Annotated in this window: 16 protein-coding genes; 6 read left to right on the top strand and 10 right to left on the bottom strand. The window is 70.2% G+C overall.

Going from position 1 to position 19,796, the window contains the following annotated elements; translation table 11 throughout:
* The first annotated feature begins 34 nt into the window (after positions 1–34).
* Complete coding sequence (locus OG782_RS05830; RefSeq protein WP_406458869.1) at positions 35–1,051, top strand: sugar-binding transcriptional regulator; 1,017 nt, start codon at positions 35–37, stop codon at positions 1,049–1,051.
* A gap of 84 nt (positions 1,052–1,135) precedes the next feature.
* On the opposite strand, the gene OG782_RS05825 is transcribed toward OG782_RS05830, so the two are convergent.
* The gene (locus OG782_RS05825) at positions 1,136–2,158 is read right to left on the bottom strand and encodes a terpene cyclase (protein ID WP_406448324.1); all 1,023 of its coding nucleotides are present in this window, start codon (positions 2,156–2,158) and stop codon (positions 1,136–1,138) included.
* A gap of 306 nt (positions 2,159–2,464) precedes the next feature.
* On the opposite strand from OG782_RS05825, the gene OG782_RS05820 reads away from it, so the two are divergent.
* From OG782_RS05820 to OG782_RS05800, 5 genes are all read left to right on the top strand, one after another.
* Positions 2,465–3,931 carry a GuaB1 family IMP dehydrogenase-related protein gene (locus tag OG782_RS05820; RefSeq protein ID WP_406448323.1) on the top strand — a complete coding sequence of 489 codons (1,467 nt, stop codon included), beginning with the start codon at positions 2,465–2,467 and terminating at the stop codon, positions 3,929–3,931.
* A gap of 196 nt (positions 3,932–4,127) precedes the next feature.
* Positions 4,128–5,585 carry an aldehyde dehydrogenase family protein gene (locus OG782_RS05815; protein WP_406448322.1) on the top strand — a complete coding sequence of 486 codons (1,458 nt, stop codon included), beginning with the start codon at positions 4,128–4,130 and terminating at the stop codon, positions 5,583–5,585.
* 138 nt (positions 5,586–5,723) lie between these two features.
* On the top strand, positions 5,724–6,179 hold the full coding sequence (locus tag OG782_RS05810) for an Lrp/AsnC family transcriptional regulator (RefSeq protein ID WP_018103925.1): 456 nt from the start codon (positions 5,724–5,726) through the stop codon (positions 6,177–6,179).
* A gap of 257 nt (positions 6,180–6,436) precedes the next feature.
* A complete protein-coding gene (locus tag OG782_RS05805; protein WP_406448321.1) occupies positions 6,437–7,234 on the top strand; it encodes a carbon-nitrogen hydrolase family protein in 798 nt (265 codons plus the stop codon).
* Between the two features lie 53 nt (positions 7,235–7,287).
* The gene (locus tag OG782_RS05800) at positions 7,288–8,988 is read left to right on the top strand and encodes a flavin monoamine oxidase family protein (protein ID WP_406448320.1); all 1,701 of its coding nucleotides are present in this window, start codon (positions 7,288–7,290) and stop codon (positions 8,986–8,988) included.
* 13 nt (positions 8,989–9,001) lie between these two features.
* On the opposite strand, the gene OG782_RS05795 is transcribed toward OG782_RS05800, so the two are convergent.
* The 9 genes from OG782_RS05795 to OG782_RS05755 form a co-directional block, all read right to left on the bottom strand.
* Positions 9,002–9,850 (bottom strand): fumarylacetoacetate hydrolase family protein, encoded by an 849-nt coding sequence (locus OG782_RS05795; RefSeq protein ID WP_406448319.1) that lies wholly within the window; start codon positions 9,848–9,850, stop codon positions 9,002–9,004.
* Between the two features lie 49 nt (positions 9,851–9,899).
* Complete coding sequence (locus tag OG782_RS05790; RefSeq protein ID WP_406448318.1) at positions 9,900–10,925, bottom strand: hydroxyacid dehydrogenase; 1,026 nt, start codon at positions 10,923–10,925, stop codon at positions 9,900–9,902.
* Positions 10,909–11,964 (bottom strand): dihydrodipicolinate synthase family protein, encoded by a 1,056-nt coding sequence (locus OG782_RS05785; protein ID WP_406448317.1) that lies wholly within the window; start codon positions 11,962–11,964, stop codon positions 10,909–10,911. The genes OG782_RS05790 and OG782_RS05785 overlap by 17 nt, the downstream gene beginning before the upstream one ends.
* Before the next feature lie 8 nt (positions 11,965–11,972).
* A complete protein-coding gene (locus tag OG782_RS05780; RefSeq protein WP_406448316.1) occupies positions 11,973–13,001 on the bottom strand; it encodes an NAD-dependent epimerase/dehydratase family protein in 1,029 nt (342 codons plus the stop codon).
* 6 nt (positions 13,002–13,007) lie between these two features.
* Positions 13,008–13,955, bottom strand: coding sequence for a carbohydrate ABC transporter permease (locus OG782_RS05775; protein ID WP_406448315.1), 948 nt, complete (start codon positions 13,953–13,955; stop codon positions 13,008–13,010).
* 2 nt (positions 13,956–13,957) lie between these two features.
* On the bottom strand, positions 13,958–14,863 hold the full coding sequence (locus OG782_RS05770; protein ID WP_326668918.1) for a sugar ABC transporter permease: 906 nt from the start codon (positions 14,861–14,863) through the stop codon (positions 13,958–13,960).
* Positions 14,864–14,968: 105 nt separating this feature from the next.
* Positions 14,969–16,222: an extracellular solute-binding protein gene (locus OG782_RS05765; RefSeq protein ID WP_406448314.1), complete on the bottom strand. Its 1,254-nt coding sequence runs from the start codon at positions 16,220–16,222 to the stop codon at positions 14,969–14,971.
* 41 nt (positions 16,223–16,263) lie between these two features.
* Positions 16,264–17,520, bottom strand: coding sequence for a Gfo/Idh/MocA family protein (locus OG782_RS05760; protein WP_406448313.1), 1,257 nt, complete (start codon positions 17,518–17,520; stop codon positions 16,264–16,266).
* A gap of 43 nt (positions 17,521–17,563) precedes the next feature.
* On the bottom strand, positions 17,564–19,738 hold the full coding sequence (locus OG782_RS05755; protein ID WP_406448312.1) for a peptidase C14: 2,175 nt from the start codon (positions 19,736–19,738) through the stop codon (positions 17,564–17,566).
* Positions 19,739–19,796 lie beyond the last annotated feature (58 nt).

Raw genomic sequence — 19,796 nt, 5'->3', positions numbered from 1 at the left:
TGTGAACAGCAGTGAGGAGAACGCGGTGTCTGCAATGTCGGCGGGCCGGTCCGCCCTGCGGATGGGGCCCGCGGAGCTGGTGCAGGCGGCGGCCATGGCCCGCCGCTTCTACCTCGAGGGCAAATCCAAGATCCAGATCGCCGAGGAGTTCGGCGTCAGCCGCTTCAAGGTGGCCCGGGTCCTGGAGACGGCCCTGGAGCGTGACCTCGTACGGATCGAGATCCGCGTCCCCGCAGAGCTCGACGCCGAGCGTTCCGACGCGCTCCGCGCCCGCTACGGGCTGCGCCACGCGGTCGTGGTCGAATCCCCCGCGGAGGAGCAGGACGACGCCGCCGACCCGGAGAACCTGGGCGAGGTCGCGGCCGACCTGCTCGGCGAACTGGTGAACGAGGGCGATGTGCTCGGGCTCGCCTGGGGGCGGTCCACGATTCACATGGCTGCGGCCCTCGACCGGCTCCCGCCGTGCACGGTCGTGCAGCTCACCGGGGTCTACGACGCGGGAACCGCCGAGCGCGGTTCGGTGGAGGCGGTCCGGCGGGCCGCCCAGGTGTCCGGCGGTGAGGCCCACCCGATCTATGCCCCGATGCTGCTGCCCGACCCGGCCACGGCCGCCGCGCTGCGCCACCAGACCGGCATCGCCCGCGCCTTCGAGTACTTCGACAAGGTGACCGTCGCGGCCGTCTCCATCGGCTCCTGGGAGCCCGGCATCTCGACCGTCCACGACATGCTCTCCGACGAGGAGCGCGCGCACTACGCCTCGCTCGGCGTCGCCGCCGAGATGTCGGCGCATCTCTTCGACTCGGAAGGGCGCCGGGTCGGGCGCGACCTCGGCGAGCGCTGCATCACCGTCGAGGCGGACCGGCTGCGCCGGATCCCCGAGGTGGTGGCGATCGCCGGCGGCCAGCGCAAGGCCGCGGCGATCGGGGCGGTCCTGCGGTCCGGCCTCGTCACCAGCCTGGTGACGGACACCGCGGCGGCCGACTACCTGCTGACCGAGTCGGCCGCGCCGCGCCGGCCCGCACTGGAGCGCGCCGACCCGGACGGCGACTGAGCCGGAACGGAACGGGATGGAAGAGGGGGGCGACGGTGATATCACCGTCGCCCCCCTCTTCCATCCCGTTCCGGTGCGACCCGGTCAGTCCTGCCGCAGCCCCAGGACCGTCGCCTCCAGATACTGCTCCGGCTCCTTGTACTGGCTGACGTCGGCCGGGTTGTAGCGAGGGGTCTGCCGGGACCAGTCGAGGTTCCCGCGCATCCAGCTCCGCATCCCGTCCAGATACGGCTCCAGCATCGGGGCGAGCTGCGGGTGTGCGGCCAGCAGCTCGGCCTCCGCGGTCAGGAAACGCTCGGTCTCGGTGGCGATCTCCGCGCAGACGTGCTCGAGGGCCTGCTGCTTGCCGTAACCGCGGTGGTGGCGGACCAGATGGACGAGATTGTGGATCTCGCCGAGCACCTGCTCCTTCTCGTACGAATACACGTCGTTGGCCCAGCACACGACGTTGCACGAGGCCTCGAGGGCGGTGATGAAGCGGGGATCGTTGTGGATCGACTGCGGAGCCTCGATACCTGCCACGATCTCTATCAGGTCCATGCACACGTGTATCGCGCCGGTGTGGCGGCGCTTCTCGATGTACGTGTCCTCGGCCGGGACCGTGCCCTCGGCCCGGTTGCCGGCCTCCCAGGTGGTGGTCGTCGTGAGGTACGTGATCAGGTGCCAGGCGAAGCGGCGCCGCCAGTGGACGGCGGCGGTCGGTGTCGTGCGTCCCCACAGATCCGCGAGGGCGACCACCGCGGCGGGCAGTTCCTCGTTCGCCAGGGTGCCCGTGCGGGTGCCCTCGACCACGGAATGCATCAGTCCGACCACGTCGCGTACCCGGTCCGGGCTGCGGCCGAGATGGCCGTCGTCGAGCTGGTCATCGACGAGAAACAGCCAGACGAACCAGTCGGCGACGAGGTCCAGTTCTTCGCTTTCGGCGGTCGGGTACACCATGCCGACGAAGGCTCCGAAGTCCGCCTGCTCGAAGCGCTCCCTGGCTGAATCCCGGTGTACCAGGCCGGTGTTGCGGGTCCAGGTGTCGAGATGGTCCCGTACGTGCGGGACGTGCGGGTTCGTCCGCTGCGGGAACGGACAGTAGATGTCGGGCAGTTCGCTCTCCACGGGCGGGTCGTGATCCTCTCCGGTCGTACATGTGACGGAAGTTGGGGCCGTTCCGTCTGTTCTCCGGGGCGTTGTGGTGACCCACGGGACCTGCGGGTTTTGAAGCTACCTGACCCCTTGTCACCAGGTCCAGGGGAGATGATCGCGAATGATTGACAGGCGTTCGGGTAGGGTCCGTGGGTAAGGCAGGTTCCACTTGCCCGGGACTCCCGAACTTGTTCCTTGGAGGAACATACGAAGGCGGGAGTCGTTTGCTGTGTCTTCGTGGAAACGACCTGCGCCATTTCGTGTGAAAAAATGAGTGTTATGCGTTTTCTTGAGCCCGGCACCGGTCGATACACAGAGTCCCCCTCGGTCCCGTACGACCTCACGTACGACGATGTCTTCATGGTTCCGGGCAGGTCGGCGGTCGGATCCCGCCAAGGTGTGGACCTGTCCTCGCCCGACGGAACAGGCACCACCATTCCGCTCGTCGTCGCGAACATGACCGCCATCGCGGGCCGCCGGATGGCCGAAACGGTCGCCCGTCGCGGCGGGCTCGTCGTCATCCCGCAGGACATTCCGATCGAGGTCGTCACCGACGTCATCACCTGGGTGAAGACGCGCCACCTCGTGCTCGACACCCCCATCGAGCTGTCCCCGGGCCAGACGGTCGCCGATGCCCTGTCCCTGCTGCCCAAGCGCGCGCACGGCGCCGGGGTCGTCGTCGACGGCGAGCGCCGCCCCGTCGGCGTGGTCACCGACCACGACCTGACCGGCGTGGACCGCTTCACCCAGCTCTCCGAGGTCATGTCCAAGGACCTGGTGCTGCTCGACGCGGACATCGACCCGCGCGACGCGTTCAACAAGCTCGACGGCGCCAACCGCAAGCTCGCCCCCGCGGTCGACGCGGACGGCCGGCTCGTCGGCATCCTCACCCGGAAGGCCGCACTGCGCGCCACCCTCTACACCCCGGCGACCGACGGGGCGGGCAGGCTGCGGATCGCGGCCGCCGTCGGCATCAACGGCGATGTCGCGGGCAAGGCCAAGCAGCTTCTCGACGCGGGCGCCGACACCCTGGTCGTCGACACCGCGCACGGCCACCAGGAGTCCATGATCAGCGCGGTGCGCGCGGTCCGGGCACTCGACCCGCACGTGCCGATCGTGGCGGGCAACATCGTCGCCGCCGAAGGGGTGCGCGACCTCATCGAGGCCGGCGCGGACATCATCAAGGTCGGCGTCGGTCCCGGGGCCATGTGCACCACCCGGATGATGACCGGCGTGGGCCGCCCGCAGTTCTCCGCCGTCCTGGAGTGCGCCGCCGAGGCGAAGAAGTACGGCAAGCACGTCTGGGCCGACGGCGGCGTCCGGCACCCGCGCGATGTCGCCATGGCGCTCGCCGCGGGCGCGTCCAACGTGATGATCGGCTCCTGGTTCGCCGGGACGTACGAGTCCCCGGGCGACCTCCAGCAGTCCGCCGACGGCCGCTTCTACAAGGAGTCCTTCGGTATGGCCTCCGCGCGCGCCGTGAAGAACCGCACGTCCGACGAGTCGGCGTACGACCGGGCCCGCAAGGCGCTCTTCGAGGAGGGCATCTCCACGTCGCGGATGTTCCTGGACCCGGCCCGTCCCGGTGTCGAGGACCTGGTCGACTCGATCATCGCGGGCGTCCGCTCCTCCTGCACCTACGCCGGTGCGGCCTCCCTCGCGGAGTTCGCCGAGAAGGCGGTCGTCGGCGTGCAGAGCGCCGCCGGTTACGCGGAGGGCAAGCCGCTGCACGCCAGCTGGAGCTGATCGGGCACTCCCGCACCGACCGTGCCCCTTCCGGCTGTTCACGCCGGGAGGGGCACCGGTGTTTTCCGGAGGCCGGCAGGCCCGCGATGTGGCCGGAAACGGCGCCTGGGCGGGGCTGGGATTCATTCCAACCGGGTTGGAAAATAAGTAATATGAATCCCCGTCAACTGCCCGCCACTCTGCGGTAAGGGATCTCATGTCCTTCTTCACTGACCTGGCCCATCAGTACATCGACGGCGAGTGGAGGCCGGGCAAGGGGTCGTGGGACATCATCGACTTCAACCCGTTCAACGGCGAGCAGCTCGCTTCCATCACGGTCGCCACCGCCGACGAGGTGGACCAGGCCTACCGTGCGGCCGAGACCGCTCAGCAGGCGTGGGCCGACACCAACCCGTACGCCCGGCGGGCCGTACTGGAGAAGGCGCTGCGGATCGTCGAGGACCGCGAGGACGAGATCGGTGACGCGATCGTCGCCGAGCTCGGCGGCACGCGGCTGAAGGCGGCCTTCGAGCTGCACCTGGCGAAGGAGTTCCTGCGCGAGGCGATCCAGCTCGCGCTGCGCTCCACCGGGCAGATCCTGCCCTCGCCGACCCCGGGCAAGGAGAACCGGGTCTACCGGGTGCCGGTCGGCGTGGTCGGCGTCATCAGCCCCTTCAACTTCCCCTTCCTGCTGTCCCTGAAGTCCGTGGCGCCGGCCCTGGCGCTGGGCAACGCCGTGGTGCTCAAGCCGCACCAGAACACCCCGGTCTGCGGCGGCACCCTGGTGGCCAAGGTGTTCGAGGACGCAGGGCTGCCGGCGGGCCTGCTGAACGTCGTCGTCACCGACATCGCGGAGATCGGTGACGCGCTGCTGGAGCACCCGGTCCCGCAGGTCATCTCCTTCACCGGCTCCGACAAGGTGGGACGCCACGTCGCGACGGTGTGCGCGGCGAACCTCAAGCGCTCCGTGCTCGAACTCGGCGGCAACAGCGCGCTCATCGTGCTCGACGACGCCGATGTCGACTACGCCGTCGACGCGGCTGTCTTCAGCCGGTACGTGCACCAGGGACAGGTCTGCATGGCGGCCAACCGGATCCTCGTCGACCGCGCGGTGGAGCAGGAGTTCACCGAGAAGTTCGTCGCCAAGGTCGCCTCGCTGCGCGTGGGCGACCCGGCCGACCCGGCGACCCAGATCGGCCCGCTGATCAACTCGACCCAGGCCGAGGCCATCTCCACCCTCGTCGACCAGACCGTCGAGGCCGGTGCGACCGCGCTGCTGCACGGACGCGCCGACGGGAACCTCGTCAGCCCCTCCGTACTCACCGGGCTGCCGGCCGATTCCCCGGTGCTCTCCCAGGAGATCTTCGGCCCGGTCGCCCTCCTCGTGCCCTTCGACGGCGAGGACGAGGCGGTCCGGATCGCCAATGACACCCCGTACGGGCTGAGCGGCGCCGTGCACACCGGCAACATCGAGCGCGGTGTCCGCATCGGGCAGCGCATCCGCACGGGCATGATCCACATCAATGACGGCACGGTCCACGACGAGCCCATCGTCCCCTTCGGCGGCGAGAAGAACTCCGGGCTCGGACGGCTGAACGGCGACTCGATGCTGGAGGCCTTCACCACCCAGAAGTGGATCTCCGTGCAGCACGGGCGCTCGCAGTTCCCGTTCTGACCCGGCGCCACCTGCGGTGAGCACGCCCTGCGGGGCGGGCCCATGGTCTACTTCCGGGGGCGGCACGGCCGCCCCCGGAACAGCCGTGCCCTGCCTCGAACCCGGGCCTCGCCATCGCAGAGAAGTGATCCGTACGACGTGCGACTGAACGACCTCGACGAACGCATCGTCCACGCCCTCGCCGAAGATGCCCGCCGCTCCTACGCCGATATCGGGTCGATCATCGGGCTGTCCGCACCCGCGGTGAAACGCCGGGTGGACCGGCTGCGCGCCGAGGGGGCGATCACGGGGTTCACCGTGCGGGTGGATCCGGCGGCGCTCGGCTGGGAGACCGAGGGCTACATCGAGATCTACTGCAGCCGCAACACCTCACCGGAGTCGATCAAGCAGGGCCTCGCCCGGTATCCCGAGGTCGCCTCGGCGTCCACGGTGACCGGGGACGCGGATGCGCTGGTCCAGGTGTTCGCGGCGGACATGCGCCACTTCGAGCAGGTGCTGGAGCGGATCGCGGGCGAGCCGTATGTCGAGCGGACCAAGTCCGTGCTGGTGCTCTCGCCGCTGCTGCGGCGCTACTCGTCGGGGTCGCCGGGATAGCGGTGCGGCAGTCCGGGCAGCGGGGCCTGTGCGTCGGCCGGTCCACGCACAGGCGGCCGGGTGCCCCGGCAACGGTTGCGTCCTCGAACACCGGACGGGCTGGATTCTGCCACCGCGTGCAATGAATCGCTGCCCACCCCCGATCCCGCGCAACGGATCGACGGTCGGTGCGCAACGCTCGCGCCTTGTCCGGGGGGAATCGCGGAACGTACCGTCGATACGTCTCCCCGCCCCGCCCGTATCGTCCGAGGTCAGCCATGCCGCCGTTGCGCACCGCCCTGCTCCAGAGCTCCGGAACCCCGGGGTCGGTGGCCGGCAGTCTCGACCTGCTCGACGACGCCGCGCGGCGGGCCGCCGCGGACGGCGCCCGGCTGCTGATCTGCCCCGAGATGTTCCTGACCGGGTACGCGATCGGCGGCGACGTGCCCCGGCTGGCCGAGGCCGCCGACGGGCCCGCCGCCCGTGCTGTCGCCGGCATCGCCGCACGGCACGGGATCGCCGTCCACTACGGCTACCCGGAGCGCGACGGCGAGACCCTGTACAACGCCGCGCAGCTCATCGGGCCCGACGGGACCTCCCTGGCCAACTACCGCAAGACCCACCTCTTCGGTGAGTTCGAGGAGCGGTGGTTCACCCCCGGTGACCGGCCCGTCGTCCAGGCCGAGCTCGACGGCATCCGCGTCGGGCTGCTGATCTGCTACGACGTCGAGTTCCCGGAGAACGTACGGGCGCACGCACTCGCCGGCACCGATCTGCTGCTGGTCCCGACCGCGCTCATGCACCCCTTCCCGTTCGTCGCCGAGTCCCTCGTCCCGGTCCGCGCCTTCGAGAACCAGCTGTACGTCGCCTACGTCAACCGGACCGGCACGGAGGACGCGTTCGAGTTCGTCGGTCTGAGCTGCCTGGCCGCTCCCGACGGCACGGTCCGCACCCGCGCCGGGCGCGGCGAGGAACTCGTCATCGGTGAGGTCGACCCCGGCCTGCTGGCCACGTCCCGGGCCGGCAACCCGTATCTCCGCGACCGCCGCCCCGGTCTGTACGGCTCCCTCGTCTGAGACCGCCGCCCCTCACCGTTCACCCGCCTGTTCCCGCAAGGAGTCCGTACCCCATGACGTCCACGGTGCCCCCGGCCGTCCCGCACACCGACGCAGCCCCGCCGATCACCATGTTCGGGCCGGACTTCCCCTACGCGTACGACGACTTCCTCGCGCACCCGGCAGGACTCGGACAGATACCGGCGACCGAGCACGGCAGTGAGGTCGCCGTCATCGGCGGCGGGCTCTCCGGCATCGTCACCGCCTACGAGCTGATGAAGATGGGGCTCAGGCCCGTCGTCTACGAGGCGGACCGCATCGGCGGACGGCTGCGCACCGTCGAGTTCGACGGCTGCACCACGGACGGCGAGCCCCTCACCGCAGAGATGGGCGCGATGCGCTTCCCGCCGTCCTCGACGGCGCTCCAGCACTACATCGACCTGGTCGGGCTGGAGACGAAGCCGTTCCCCAACCCGCTCTCCCCGGTCACCCCGTCGACCGTCGTCGACCTGAAGGGCGAGTCGCACTACGCCACCACCATCGACGACCTCCCGCAGGTCTACCGCGATGTGATGGACGCGTGGAACGCCTGTCTGGAGGAGGGGGCGGACTTCTCCGACATGAACCGGGCGATGCGCGAGCGCGACGTGCCGCGGATCCGGGAGATCTGGGCCCGCCTCGTCGAGAAGCTCGACAACCAGACCTTCTACGGCTTCCTCTGCGACTCCGACGCCTTCAAGTCCTTCCGGCACCGCGAGATCTTCGGACAGGTCGGCTTCGGCACCGGCGGCTGGGACACCGACTTCCCCAACTCCATCCTGGAGATCCTGCGCGTCGTCTACACCGAGGCGGACGACCACCACCGCTCCATCGTCGGCGGCAGCCAGCAGCTTCCGCTGCGCCTGTGGGACCGCGAACCCCAGAAGATCGTCCACTGGCCGCTCGGCACCTCACTGGCCTCGCTGCACGGCGGTGAGCCGCGCGGAGCCGTCACCCGGCTGCACCGCACGGCCGGCAACCGGATCACCGTCACCGACGCCACGGGCGACATCCGCACCTTCCGCGCCGCCGTCTTCACCGGACAGTCCTGGCTGCTGCTCTCCAAGATCGCCTGCGACGACGCGCTCTTCCCGATCGACCACTGGACGGCGATGGAGCGCACCCACTACATGGAGTCGTCCAAGCTGTTCGTCCCCGTCGACCGGCCGTTCTGGCTGGACAAGGACGAGACCACCGGGCGCGACGCCATGTCGATGACGCTGACCGACCGGATGACGCGGGGCACGTACCTGCTCGACGACGGACCGGACCGGCCGGCCAGCATCTGCCTCTCGTACACCTGGTGCGACGACAGCCTGAAGTGGCTGCCGCTCTCCGCGACCGAACGCATGGACGTCATGCTGAAGTCGCTCGGCGAGATCTACCCCGACGTGGATATCCGGGGGCACATCACCGGCAACCCGGTGACCGTCTCCTGGGAGAACGAGCCCTATTTCATGGGCGCGTTCAAGGCCAACCTGCCCGGCCACTACCGCTACCAGCGGCGGCTTTTCACCCACTTCATGCAGGACCGGCTGCCCGCCGACAAGCGGGGCCTGTTCCTCGCCGGTGACGACATCTCCTGGACGGCCGGCTGGGCCGAGGGGGCCGTACAGACCGCGCTGAACGCCGTCTGGGGCGTGATGACCCAGTTCGGCGGTGCGACCGACGCGACCAACCCCGGCCCCGGTGACGTCTTCGACGACATCGCCCCGGTCGAACTCCCGGAGGACTGAGACCTCTTACGGGTTACGCGGGCCGGCAGACGCTGCGCTGCCGGCCCAGGCCCGAGATCTCGACCTCCATCACATCGTCCGGACCCAGGTACGGGAAACGGCCGGACAGGGCCACCCCCTGCGGCGTACCGGTGTTGATGATGTCGCCGGGCTCAAGCACCAGGTACTGCGACAGATGGTGCACCAGATGCGCCACGCTGAAGATCATGTCGGCGGTGGACGAGTCCTGCCGGGGCTCACCGTTGACGAAGCTGCGCAGCCGCAGCTGCTGCGGGTCGCCCACCTCGTCGGCCGTGACCAGCACCGGGCCCAGCGGGTTGAAGGTGGCGCAGCTCTTGCCCTTGGACCACTGGCCGCCCGACTCCTCCAGCTGGAAGGCGCGTTCGGAGACGTCGTTGCTGACCGCGTAGCCCGCGATGTGGGCGGCGGCGTCGGCGGGCGAGTCCAGGTAGGAGGCGCGGCGGCCGATCACCACGGCCAGCTCCACCTCCCAGTCGGTCTTCTTCGAGCCGCGCGGGATGAGGACGTCGTCGTACGGACCGACCACGGTGTTCGGCGACTTGTAGAAGAGGATCGGCTGCTCCGGCGGCTCGGCACCGGACTCGGCGGCGTGGGCCGCGTAGTTCTGCCCGATGCACAGGAGAGCGGAGGGGCGGGCCACCGGGGCGCCGATGCGCTGCCCCGTGATGTCGGTCTCCGGGAGCGTCGGTTCGGCGGGGATCAGGTGGGGATTGGCGGCCAGCGCGGCGAGGAAGGCGCCGTCGATGTCGTCCGTGATGCCGGACAGGTCGTAGTGGCGGCCCTCGGGGCAGACGGCGACCGGGCGCTCATGGCCCGGCTCGCCGATGCGCATCAGTCGCATGACGGTGAGATCTCCTGACGGGTAAGGGGGTTCGGGGAGTCGGCGAAGGTCAGTGCAGGCGGGTGAGGGCGTCGGCGGTGACGGCGTGGACCGGCGGGCGCCCGGCGAGCAGCCTCAGCACCTCGTTGACGGCGCTGGTGCCCAGCCGCTGCCGGCATTCGACGCTGCCCGCGGCCTGGTGCGGGGTGAACAGTACGTTCGCCAGCGCGCGGAAGGGGTGGTCCACGGGCAGCGGCTCGGCGTCGAAGACGTCGATCGCCGCGTCCAGCCGGCCCGTGGACAGTTCGGCCAGGAGCGCGTCCTCGTCGACCAGCCACGACCGGGCCGTGTTCACCAGGCCGGCCCCGTCCGGCATCAGCGCCAGCTGCGCCGCGCCGATCATCCGGTGGGTCTCCTCGGTGACCGGGGCGTGCACGGCCACGATCCGGCTGCGGGAGAGCAGTGTCTCCAGCGGTACGGACGTCACGCCGAGCTCCCGGGCCTCGGCCTCGGAGAGGAACGGGTCGGTGACGCTCACCCGCGCCCCCATCGCCCGCACCAGCCGGATGTAGGCGCGTCCGGTGCGGGAGGCGCCGATCACGCCGATGTCGCTGCCGTGGATCTCGTGGCGCGGCGGGGCCTCGCTCGCCGCCGCCCACTCGAGCCCGGCGTGCAGGGCGTGGTCGAAGCGCTGGATGCGGTGGAGCAGCGAGAGCGTGAACGCGAGCGCCACCTCGGCGACCGGGCGGGCCATTTCGTCACCGGCCTGGGTGACCCGGATGCCGCGCCTGAACACGTCCTCGGTGACATAGGGCGCGACCGCCGAACCGGTGTGCGCCACCAGCTCCAGCCGGTCCGCGTGCGCCAGCAGTTCCGCGTCCACCTTGGGCGCCCGCCACGAGGTGATCAGCGCACGGGCGCCGGGCAGGGCCGCCGCGACCGCCGCCCGGTCCGAGTGCTCGTCGACGACGGTGAGTTCGGCCGCCCGCTCCAGTTCCTGCCACACCTCGGCGGTGAAGAACTCGGCACGCAGGCCCGGTGGTACGGCGACGACGACCCGTGAGGAGCGGTCGTCGGATTCAGGAGAGCCAGGCATCGAGGTGCTCCGCAACGAAGGCGTCATCGGTCAGCCAAGGGTAGGCCGCGGCCACCCGGGTGATCTCGTCGGCCTGTCCGGGGGAGAGGGTCTCGGCCGGGTCCAGGCAGCGGATGTTCGCCAGCAGGCCCTGGCGGCGCAGCACTTCGTGCACACCGGCGATGCAGCCGCGGAAGGCGCCGCGTACGTCGAAGACCGCACTGTTGGCGTCGGTGAGCTCGGAGCGGCGGGCCAGGCAGCGGACCATCGCCGCGTGGTCCCCGGCGCGGGCCAGGCGGATGTCGTCGAGCAGGGTCACGGCGGAGCTCGTCCAGACGGCCCACTGGCCGAGCAGCCCGCCCGCGAACCAGCGCGGGGTGCCGGCGGCCGTCTCGTACGGGGTGAGCAGATCGCCGATGATGTCGTCGTCGTTGCCGGTGTACAGCGCCACCTCGTCGGCCCGGTCGGCGGCGGCCACCGCCCGGATGACATCGGCGGTGCGGTAGCGGTCGAACGGGGCGATCTTCACGGCGGCGGTGTTCGGCAGGTCGGTGAACGCCGACCAGAAGGCGGGCGACAGGTACCGCCCGCCCACGGCCTCCTGGAGGTAGAAGCCGATGACCGGAAGCACCTCGCCGACCGCCCGCGCCCGCTCCAGCAGCCCCTTCTCGTCGGCTCCGGGGACGGCCGGGCTGAGCAGCACCGCGTCGTAGCCGAGCGCGGCGGCGGTCTCCGCCTCGGCGACGGCCTGCGCGGTGTAGCCGCAGGCACCGGCGACCTTCACGAACGGGCGGCCGGCCTCGGCGTCGATCGTCTCGGCGGCGAGCTCCAGCACCGGCCGGAACAGGCCCACCTCACGCTCGCGGATCTCGAACTGGGTGGTGTGCACGGCCACGGCGGCGCCGCCCGCGCCCGAGGCGAGGTAGTACCGGGTCAGCGCGCGCTGCCGGCGCTCGTCGAAGGTGCCGTCCGCGTGCAGGGCGAGCGGATGGGCGGGGATCGCCGCGCCGCGGGCGAGCAGCTCCAGCGCGGGTGTGGACAGGGCGGAGGGAGTGGACATGGAGTGGATCAGAACCTTCCGTCACGTACCTGGAACTTGGTGGGCTTGCCGGACAGCGGCAGCCCGCGGCGCAGCCAGTCGGCCTGCCACTCGACGAGGGTGCGCAGCGCGACATCCGGGTAGCCGAACAGAGCATGGCAGCGGCTCGCGTCGGAGAGCAGCGCGGTGGGCGCCTCCTCGCCGGCGAGGACCGGCTCCTTGCCGAACTCCTCGCCGAACCACTGGGCGATCCGGCGCACCGAGGCGGTCTCGGGGCCGGTGAGGTTGAGCGTGAACGCCTCGCCGTCGGTGGCGTGCAGCAGGGAGCGCAGGGCGACCTCGTTGGCGTACCCCTGCCACACCACGTTGGCGTGACCGGTCGTCACATCGACGGGCTCGCCCGCCTGGACGCGGTAGGCGATGTCGGCGAGGACGCCGTAGCGCAGGTCGACCGCGTAGTTGAGGCGGATGTTGGCGACCCTGGTGCCCCGGGTCAGCGCCGCGTGGCCGAAGATGCGCTCGCGGCCCAGGCACGACATCGCGTACTCGCCGACCGGGCCGACCGGGTCGCTCTCGGTGCAGCCGCCGGAGGCGACGGGCACCAGCGGATACACGTTGCCGGTGGAGAACGCGGCGATCCGCGCATCCGGCCAGCGCCGGGCCACCCGGTCCGGCATGGCGGCGTTCACCGCCCAGGCGTGCGAAGGCGCCCCGGCGGAACCGAACTTGGCGCCCACCATGAAGACGATGTTCCCGGCGTCGGGCAGTGCGGACAGATCGCCGGCCGGGTCCATCAGGTCGAAGGCGACGGTACGGACCCCGTCGGCCTCCAGTTCCCCGGCGGCGGCCTTGTCGGACCAGCGGGAGACCGCGTACACGGTCGCGTCCGTGCGGCCCGCGGCGTCCAGTGCCCGGCGGGCCAGCCGGCACAGGCTGGGGCCCATCTTGCCGCCGGCGCCGAGCACCAGCAGATCGCCTTCGAGGCGGCCGAGGTCGGCGATGAGCGCGGGGGAGGGGGTGGCGAGCCGCTCTTCGAGTGCGGCCTCATCGGTGAACATGTGTGGCTATCCCTTGATTCCGGACGCGGTGACGCCCTCGGTGAAGTAGCGCTGGCCCACCATGTACGCGGCGAAGATGGGCACGAACGCGATGACGGAGCCGGAGAGCACCACATTGAGCGGCACGTTCTGCTGCTGGAGCGAGGCGATGCCGACGGTGAGGGTGCGCATGTCGGTGGACTGGCCGATGACCAGCGGCCACAGGAAGTCGTTCCAGTGCCACAGGAAGACGAAGACGCCGAGCGTGGCGAGGATCGGCTTCAGCAGCGGCAGCACGATCCGGTAGAAGATCTGCCACTCGTTGCAGCCGTCCAGCCGGGCCGCCTCGAAGAGTTCGTCCGGCAGGCCCTGGATGAACTGCCGCATCAGGAACACCGCCTGGGCGTTCGCCAGGGTCGGCACGATCAGACCCCAGTACGTGTCGACGCCGCCCAGCTTCGCGATCATCGCGAACGTCGGGATCATCGTGACGTGGTACGGGACCATCACCATCGACAGGAACGACCAGAACATCGTCTCCCGGCCCGGGAAGCGCTTCTTGGCGAAGGCGTATCCGGCCAGCGAGGCGAGCAGCAGTACGCCGACGACGGAGACGACCGAGTAGATCAGCGTGTTCAGCAGCCAGCGCGGCACGTCCTGGGCGCCCATGACGGTGTCGTACGCCTCGCCGGTCAGCGGCCACGGCAGCAGACTTCCGGGGAAGTCGACCGCAGCGGACGGCTTCAGGGAGAGCACGACCATCGCGTAGAACGGGAAGACCGTGACGAGCGCGGCAACCGTCAGGAGCACGCCGCGTGCGATCTTTCCGGTCCGGGTGGGGCGCATGCCGTACGGGACGGTGTCCTGCTCGGAGAGCTTGCGCAGTCTGCGTTCCGCCCGGCGTGCGGCCCGGTCCGGCGGTGCGGGAGCCCGGCCGGCGGGCGGGGTCTTCGTCTCTGCGGGTGCTGCGGTCATGGTCACTGGTCCTTCCCGATCACGAGCCGCTGGATCACCGCGACCACCACGGTCAGCACGAAGAGCGCGACCCCGATGGCGGAGGCGTAACCCAGGTCGAAGTACTTGAAGCCCGCGTCGTAGAGCTGGAAGACGAGCGTGTAACTGGCGTTGGCGGGGCCGCCGCCCGTCATCGTGTACACGGCGTCGAAGACTTGGAACGAGGCCGTCGTCTCGATCACCGCGAGGAAGAACAGGGCGGGCTTGAGCTGCGGCAGCACGATGTACCGGAACCGCTGCCAGGGGCCGGCCCCGTCGGTGAGCGCGGCCTCCTCCAGCTCCCGCGGGATGTCCTGCATCCGGGCGAGCAGGATCAGCATCCCGTACCCGAAGCGGGACCAGACGCCGACGATCGCGAGCGCGGGCAGCACCAGCACGTCGTCGGAGAGCCAGGAGCCCTCGGACATCCCGAACCAGCCCATCAGGGTGGACCACGGGCCGCCGGTCGAGAAGATCCACACGAAGACGGTCGCGGCCAGCACCAGCGAGGTGACGACCGGCAGGAAGAACACCGAGCGGAAGAACTTGGCGCCGCGGAACGCGCGGCGGGTGATCAGTGCCAGGGACACCGACGCGATGAGCGTGCCCGGCACGGCGAGCACCGTGTAGAGGACGGTGACCTTCAGCGCCTGCCAGAACAGCGGGTCGTCCCACAGGCGGGTGAAGTTGTCGAGTCCGATGAAGCTGCCGCCGCCGGTGAGGGAGTAGTCGGTGAAGCTCATCAGCACACCGGCGACGCCCGGACCGAACCGGAAGGCGAGGAACAGCAGGAAACACGGGAGGACGAAGAGCAGGCCGATCCGGGCCTCGCGGCGCGCCTGCGGCCCGCTGCGACGGCCCCGGCGGGTGGGTTCCGCGACGACTGCCACGGGGATCTCCTTGCGGTACGGGGGAATTGCGGGGGGTTGGGGGAGTGCCCCAGGGGGTTGCGGGGCCGGGGTCCGGATGCGGCCGGACCCCGGCCCCGCGACGGATCAGCGGCCGAGCATCGCCTGTGCGGCCTTCTGCGCGGCGTCCAGTGCGTCCTGCGGGCTCTTCTTGCCGAGCAGCGCCGCCTGGATCTCCGGTGCGAGCACGCCCTGGACCTCACGCGCCTTGTCCTGGAGCGGGCCCACGGTCATGCTCGGCAGCGTGGCGCCGACGGCGGTCTGGAGCGCGTCGTCCGGGTACAGGTCGCCACCGGACTTACGGGCCGGGAAGTAGCCCGCGGCCTTCTGTAGACCGGCCGCGTTCTTCGACTCGGCGACGAAGTTCAGCCAGTCACCGGTGTTCTTCTTGTCGGCGCCCTTGAGCATCGACAGCGCGCCCACGGTGCCGTAGCCGATCGACTCGGTGTCCTTCAGCGGCGGCTGGACGACGATGTTCTCCTTGCCCCAGAACGGCTCCACGTCCGCCGGGGTGTTCTGCCAGGTGCAGGCCACCTTGCCCTTGGCGACCGGGGTCTGCTCCAGCTTGGGCGTGGTCGTGACCAGGTCCTTGTCGGTGTAGCCGCCGTCGACGAGCTTCTTCAGGTACGTCAGCGCCTTGACGCCGGCCGCGTCGTTGAAGGTGACGTTCTTGCCGTCCTCGGAGAAGACGTCGCCGCCGGCCTGCCACAGCAGCGGGTAGAACGTCATGTTCAGCGTCTGCTGGGTGTCCCCGCTGTAGCTGGTGGCGTAGTAGCCCTTCTTCTTCAGCTTCGGGGCCAGCGCGTCCAGGTCCGCCCAGGTCGTCGGGTACGTCTTCTCGCCGATGGCGTCGAACACGCGCTTGTCGCAGATCAGCGGGTTGGCGCTGGTCAGGATCGGGGTGGCGAGCGCCTTGCCGCCGACCGTGACGGAGGTCAGTGCGAAGTCCGTGTAGTCGGACTTGGCGTCGGCCGGCATGTACTCGTCGGCCGGGACGATGTTCTTGGCGTACTTCGGCAGCTGGTCCGGGATCAGGTAGACCGCGTCCGGGCCCTTGCCGGAGGCGATCGCGGTGGCCAGCGCGGTGTCGCGGTTGGCCCACGGGAAGGTCTCGACCTTCACCTTGACGCCGGAGTGCTCCTTCTCGAAGGCCTTGACCAGGCCGTCCCAGTACGCCTTGTTCTTGGCCTCGTCGAAGATGACCGGGTAGGTCCACATGGTGACGGTGTTGCCGTCGTCGCTGCTGGAACAGCCGGCCAGCACACCGGCGGTGAGCGCGGTGACCAGGACGGGGGCGGCGAGTGCACGGACTCTGGAACGGCGGGTGAGCAGACGGGACATGAGGTGGTCCTCCGAGGACGTGAGGGCGGTGGGAGAGGGAGTCACTGCGCCGGGACCGTCTGGACGGTTCCGGTGTGCCGGGCACGCTCGGCGGCGAACGCCGCGAGATGACTGCCCAGCGAGGTGGCGGGGCCGGAGCGGACGGCCCCGGAGTCGCCGGTGGCGACGGCGGTGACGAACGCCTCGACGAGCGCGGCGTCCCCGCCGCCGTGCCCGTCGGCCGCGTTCGAACCGGACGTGCCGAGTTCACGGACGGTGGACTCACCGGTCCGGAAGTCCTGCACCGTGACCCGCTCACCGTCACCGATGAGCCAGCCGTGCGAGCCGAAGATCCGGGTCTGTCGGTGGGTCTGCTCGGTGAACGCCACCATCTGGAAGGTCGCGGTCACCCCGTCCGACAACTGCATGGCGAGGACCTGGTGATCCACCACGTCGTTGTCGCTGCGGTACGCGCAGACCCCGTACGGGCCCTCGCGCAGCGCCTGCACGAGACCGGCCTCGTCGGTCGCCTCGGTGACATGGGTGACCGGCCAGACCGCGCCCTTCTCGCGCAGCGTCGGCATGTACAGCTTCAGTGCGCTGTAGGGGCATTCGTGCTCGACCGCACAGTCGAGGCAACGGTCCGCGGACCCGGCAGGGGCGTTCTCGGGCTTGAAGTGCTTCAGCCCGCCGAACCCGGTGACCTGCTCGATCCGGCCGCCCATGATGTACGTGATCCAGTCCAGGTCGTGACAGGACTTGGCGAGCAGCATCGGCGAGGAGTCCTTCTCGCTGCGCCAGGGACCGCGTACGTAACTGTGGGCGTAGTGCCACCAGCCGACCGGCTCCAGATGGTCGATCGACACCAGCTGCCCGAGGACGCCGGAGTCCACGACCTCCTTCACCAGGTCGGTGTACGGGGTGTATCGCATGACGTGGCACACCGCGAACAGGACCCCGGCCCGCTCCACCCCCTCGACGATCCGCCGGGTCTCCTCCTCCGTCGGGGCCAGGGGCTTCTCGGCGAGGATCGCGTAGCCGGCCTCGGCCAGGGCCAGCACCGGCTCCACATGGAAGCGGTCCTGGGTGGCGACGATGACGGCGTCCGCGATGCGGCTGTCGACCAGTGGCCGCCAGTCGTCGAACTCGACCGGCGCACCGGCGGCGGCGCGCGCCGCGGGGCGCGGGTCGGCGACGGCGACGAGTTCGGCGCGCTCGGGGTGCGCCTTGATCCACTCGGCGTACGTCAGACCGCGGTTGCCGGCGCCGACGAGGGCGACCCGTACGGGCCGGCCGGTGATCGGGGTATGCGTGGACACGGGGAATCCCTGGTGCTCGGTGGTGCTCATTGGGCGGGGGTGGTCAGAAGCGCAACGTGGCCGCGGTGTGGGCGACGCGGGCGCCCTCGTCCGGCAGCGCGGTGCGCTCGGTGCCGTCCTCGACGCAGCCGGTGTGCAGCAGATGGCCGGCGGACGAGGAGAACGCCGCGGGGCGCAGTTCGAGGCGGCCGCCGGTGAACGTGGAGCCGGTGGCCCGGTAGCGGTTGGTGCCCTCGGTGAGCAGCACATGGGCGGTGCCCTCGGGCGCGCTCGAGTCGAGGCCGGTGAGCTGCCAGTCGACGGTCCTGCCGGAGCCGGTACGGGCGAGCAGGGCGCCGTCCTTGTTGGTGCCGGACAGACGCGTGCCGTCGATGCGCAGCCGCTGGTCCTTCGCCGCGTTCAGCTTCAGCCCGGTGTTGCGGAGTTCGCCGCCGAGCACGGTGATGTCGCTGTGCGCGAGCGAGACCGGGGCGGTGTCCTCGGACCCGGTGAGCGTGCACTGGTCGAGGACGAGCGGCCCGGTGCCGTTGAACGCCGCGCCGTCGACGCCCTTCAGCGAGGTGCGCTGGAGGGTGAGCGGGACGGTGACACCGGCCTGGGTGACTTCCGCGCCCGCCGCGAACGCGAAGGAGGAGTCGGCGATGACGTTGGGGCGGGCGGAGAGGTCGGAGGCCCGCGAGACGATGAGCGGACCCGTCGCCGTACAGCCCCGCATCTGCACACCGTCCGCGTTGACCCAGAGCATCCCCGAGCCCGCCAGCGACTTCTTGCCGATGACCAGGACGTCCTCGAGCGTCAGATCGGTGATCTTGACGCGGGCGACGAACCAGGAACAGGCGTGGCGCCGTACGGTGATCCGCTTGGCCCTGCCGCCCCAGGCCGCGCCCGAGTTGGCGAAGGTCATCAGGCCGGAGTTGCCGGTGTAGACGAGGTCGTGCTCGAACTGGCCGTGCGTCACGAACGGGCCCTCGTCGTCACCGTCGCCGTGGCAGTTGGTGACGTAGCAGTAGGCGGAGGCCGTGAAGTCGTTGAGATGGCGGGCGTTGGAGGTGTGACAGTCCTCCACGTGCCCGTACAGACAGTAGATCTGCTGGGTGAGATAGCCCGCGCCGCCGTACGTGACGGACTTCGGGTTGGTGAGCGAGCACTGCTCGGTGCGGTAGTACGTGCACCAGCGGCGCATCACCACCGGCCAGAAGGTGCCGATGGCCTCGATGCCCGAGACGTCGCAGCGCACCGCGTACTCGTAGGCGACCGGGTGCGAGCCGGTCATCTCGTCCTCGCCCCAGCCCTCGAAGACCATGTTGCGGACGTGGGCGCGCTCGACGGGCTCGATCCGGGTCCAGGTCAGGGTGCGGCCGGCGGCCAGGTCCCAGCCGATCTGGTAGTTGACCCGGATGTGCGAAGCGTCGACGACGCCGGTGACCTGGACGAGGCGCTGGATCTCCTTCTCGTACTTCCCCGCCAGGGCGTTGATCTCCACGGCCCACCACTGGCCGACGGAGAACTTCGACGAGTCACCCACCTCGAACAGGTCCGACAGGTCCGGCATCGCCGCGCTCAGGCTGTGCTCGACGGTGGTGTCGGTGACGGTGCCGCGGAAGGAGAGGACGGCGCCGAAGGGGTTGTCGTGGGTGTTCTTCTCGATGTTCTCGGTGCGGATGTGGTGGCCGCCGAAGTCGAGTTCGATGTTGGAGCGGTCGAAGAGGTGGCGTTTGGTGAAGAGGAGGTCGGTGTGGGCCTCGATGCGGTGGACGCTGTGGTCGTTGATCATGGCGTCGAGTGCGGCGTCGGCGGGGGTTTCGGCGTCGAAGTGGCCGAAGGTGCGGAAGTCGAGGGTTCCGGTGTGGAGCTGGTGCCAGCGTCCGGTGCCGGGCGTGCCGTTGGGGGCGATGACGGTGCCGGCGTTGTGCGGGGTGGTGGACTTCTTGTTCCAGCGCAGGGCCATGGTGCCGCCGTCGCCGGGGGCGTTGTATCCGGCGACGATGACCTGGGTGCCGTCGGTGAGGGGTTTGGTGTTCAGTGCGCGCAGGGCGGCGACGGTGTCCAGGTGCAGGACGTCACCGGTGTGGGCGGGTGCGGCCTGCGCGGACCCCGTGGTCACGGCCGTACCGGCCATGACCAGACCGGCCAGACCCGAAGCCCGCAGCAGATTCCGGCGGGACGAAGCGGAGGACGGGACAACGGGCGCGACAGGGGTGTGGTGCGGAACGCTCATGCGGACTTCGCCTTCCGAGAAGTGCGACGAGGGAGGGAGCGTTCCTGCGGTGGACTGC

This window comes from Streptomyces sp. NBC_00876 (assembly GCF_045207435.1).
GTDB lineage: Bacteria > Actinomycetota > Actinomycetes > Streptomycetales > Streptomycetaceae > Streptomyces.
This window is presented reverse-complemented; position numbering and strand designations above follow the sequence as displayed.

Excerpts from the sequence above, each read along its gene's own strand:
- OG782_RS05765 (WP_406448314.1), bottom strand. The coding sequence starts at position 16,222 with ATGTCCCGTCTGCTCACCCGCCGTTCCAGAGTCCGTGCACTCGCCGCC.
- OG782_RS05755 (WP_406448312.1), bottom strand. The coding sequence starts at position 19,738 with ATGAGCGTTCCGCACCACACCCCTGTCGCGCCCGTTGTCCCGTCCTCC.
- OG782_RS05820 (WP_406448323.1), top strand. The coding sequence starts at position 2,465 with ATGCGTTTTCTTGAGCCCGGCACCGGTCGATACACAGAGTCCCCCTCG.
- OG782_RS05830 (WP_406458869.1), top strand. The coding sequence starts at position 35 with ATGTCGGCGGGCCGGTCCGCCCTGCGGATGGGGCCCGCGGAGCTGGTG.
- OG782_RS05795 (WP_406448319.1), bottom strand. The coding sequence starts at position 9,850 with ATGCGACTGATGCGCATCGGCGAGCCGGGCCATGAGCGCCCGGTCGCC.
- OG782_RS05800 (WP_406448320.1), top strand. The coding sequence starts at position 7,288 with ATGACGTCCACGGTGCCCCCGGCCGTCCCGCACACCGACGCAGCCCCG.
- OG782_RS05805 (WP_406448321.1), top strand. The coding sequence starts at position 6,437 with ATGCCGCCGTTGCGCACCGCCCTGCTCCAGAGCTCCGGAACCCCGGGG.
- OG782_RS05780 (WP_406448316.1), bottom strand. The coding sequence starts at position 13,001 with ATGTTCACCGATGAGGCCGCACTCGAAGAGCGGCTCGCCACCCCCTCC.
- OG782_RS05790 (WP_406448318.1), bottom strand. The coding sequence starts at position 10,925 with ATGCCTGGCTCTCCTGAATCCGACGACCGCTCCTCACGGGTCGTCGTC.
- OG782_RS05815 (WP_406448322.1), top strand. The coding sequence starts at position 4,128 with ATGTCCTTCTTCACTGACCTGGCCCATCAGTACATCGACGGCGAGTGG.
- OG782_RS05785 (WP_406448317.1), bottom strand. The coding sequence starts at position 11,964 with ATGTCCACTCCCTCCGCCCTGTCCACACCCGCGCTGGAGCTGCTCGCC.
- OG782_RS05775 (WP_406448315.1), bottom strand. The coding sequence starts at position 13,955 with ATGACCGCAGCACCCGCAGAGACGAAGACCCCGCCCGCCGGCCGGGCT.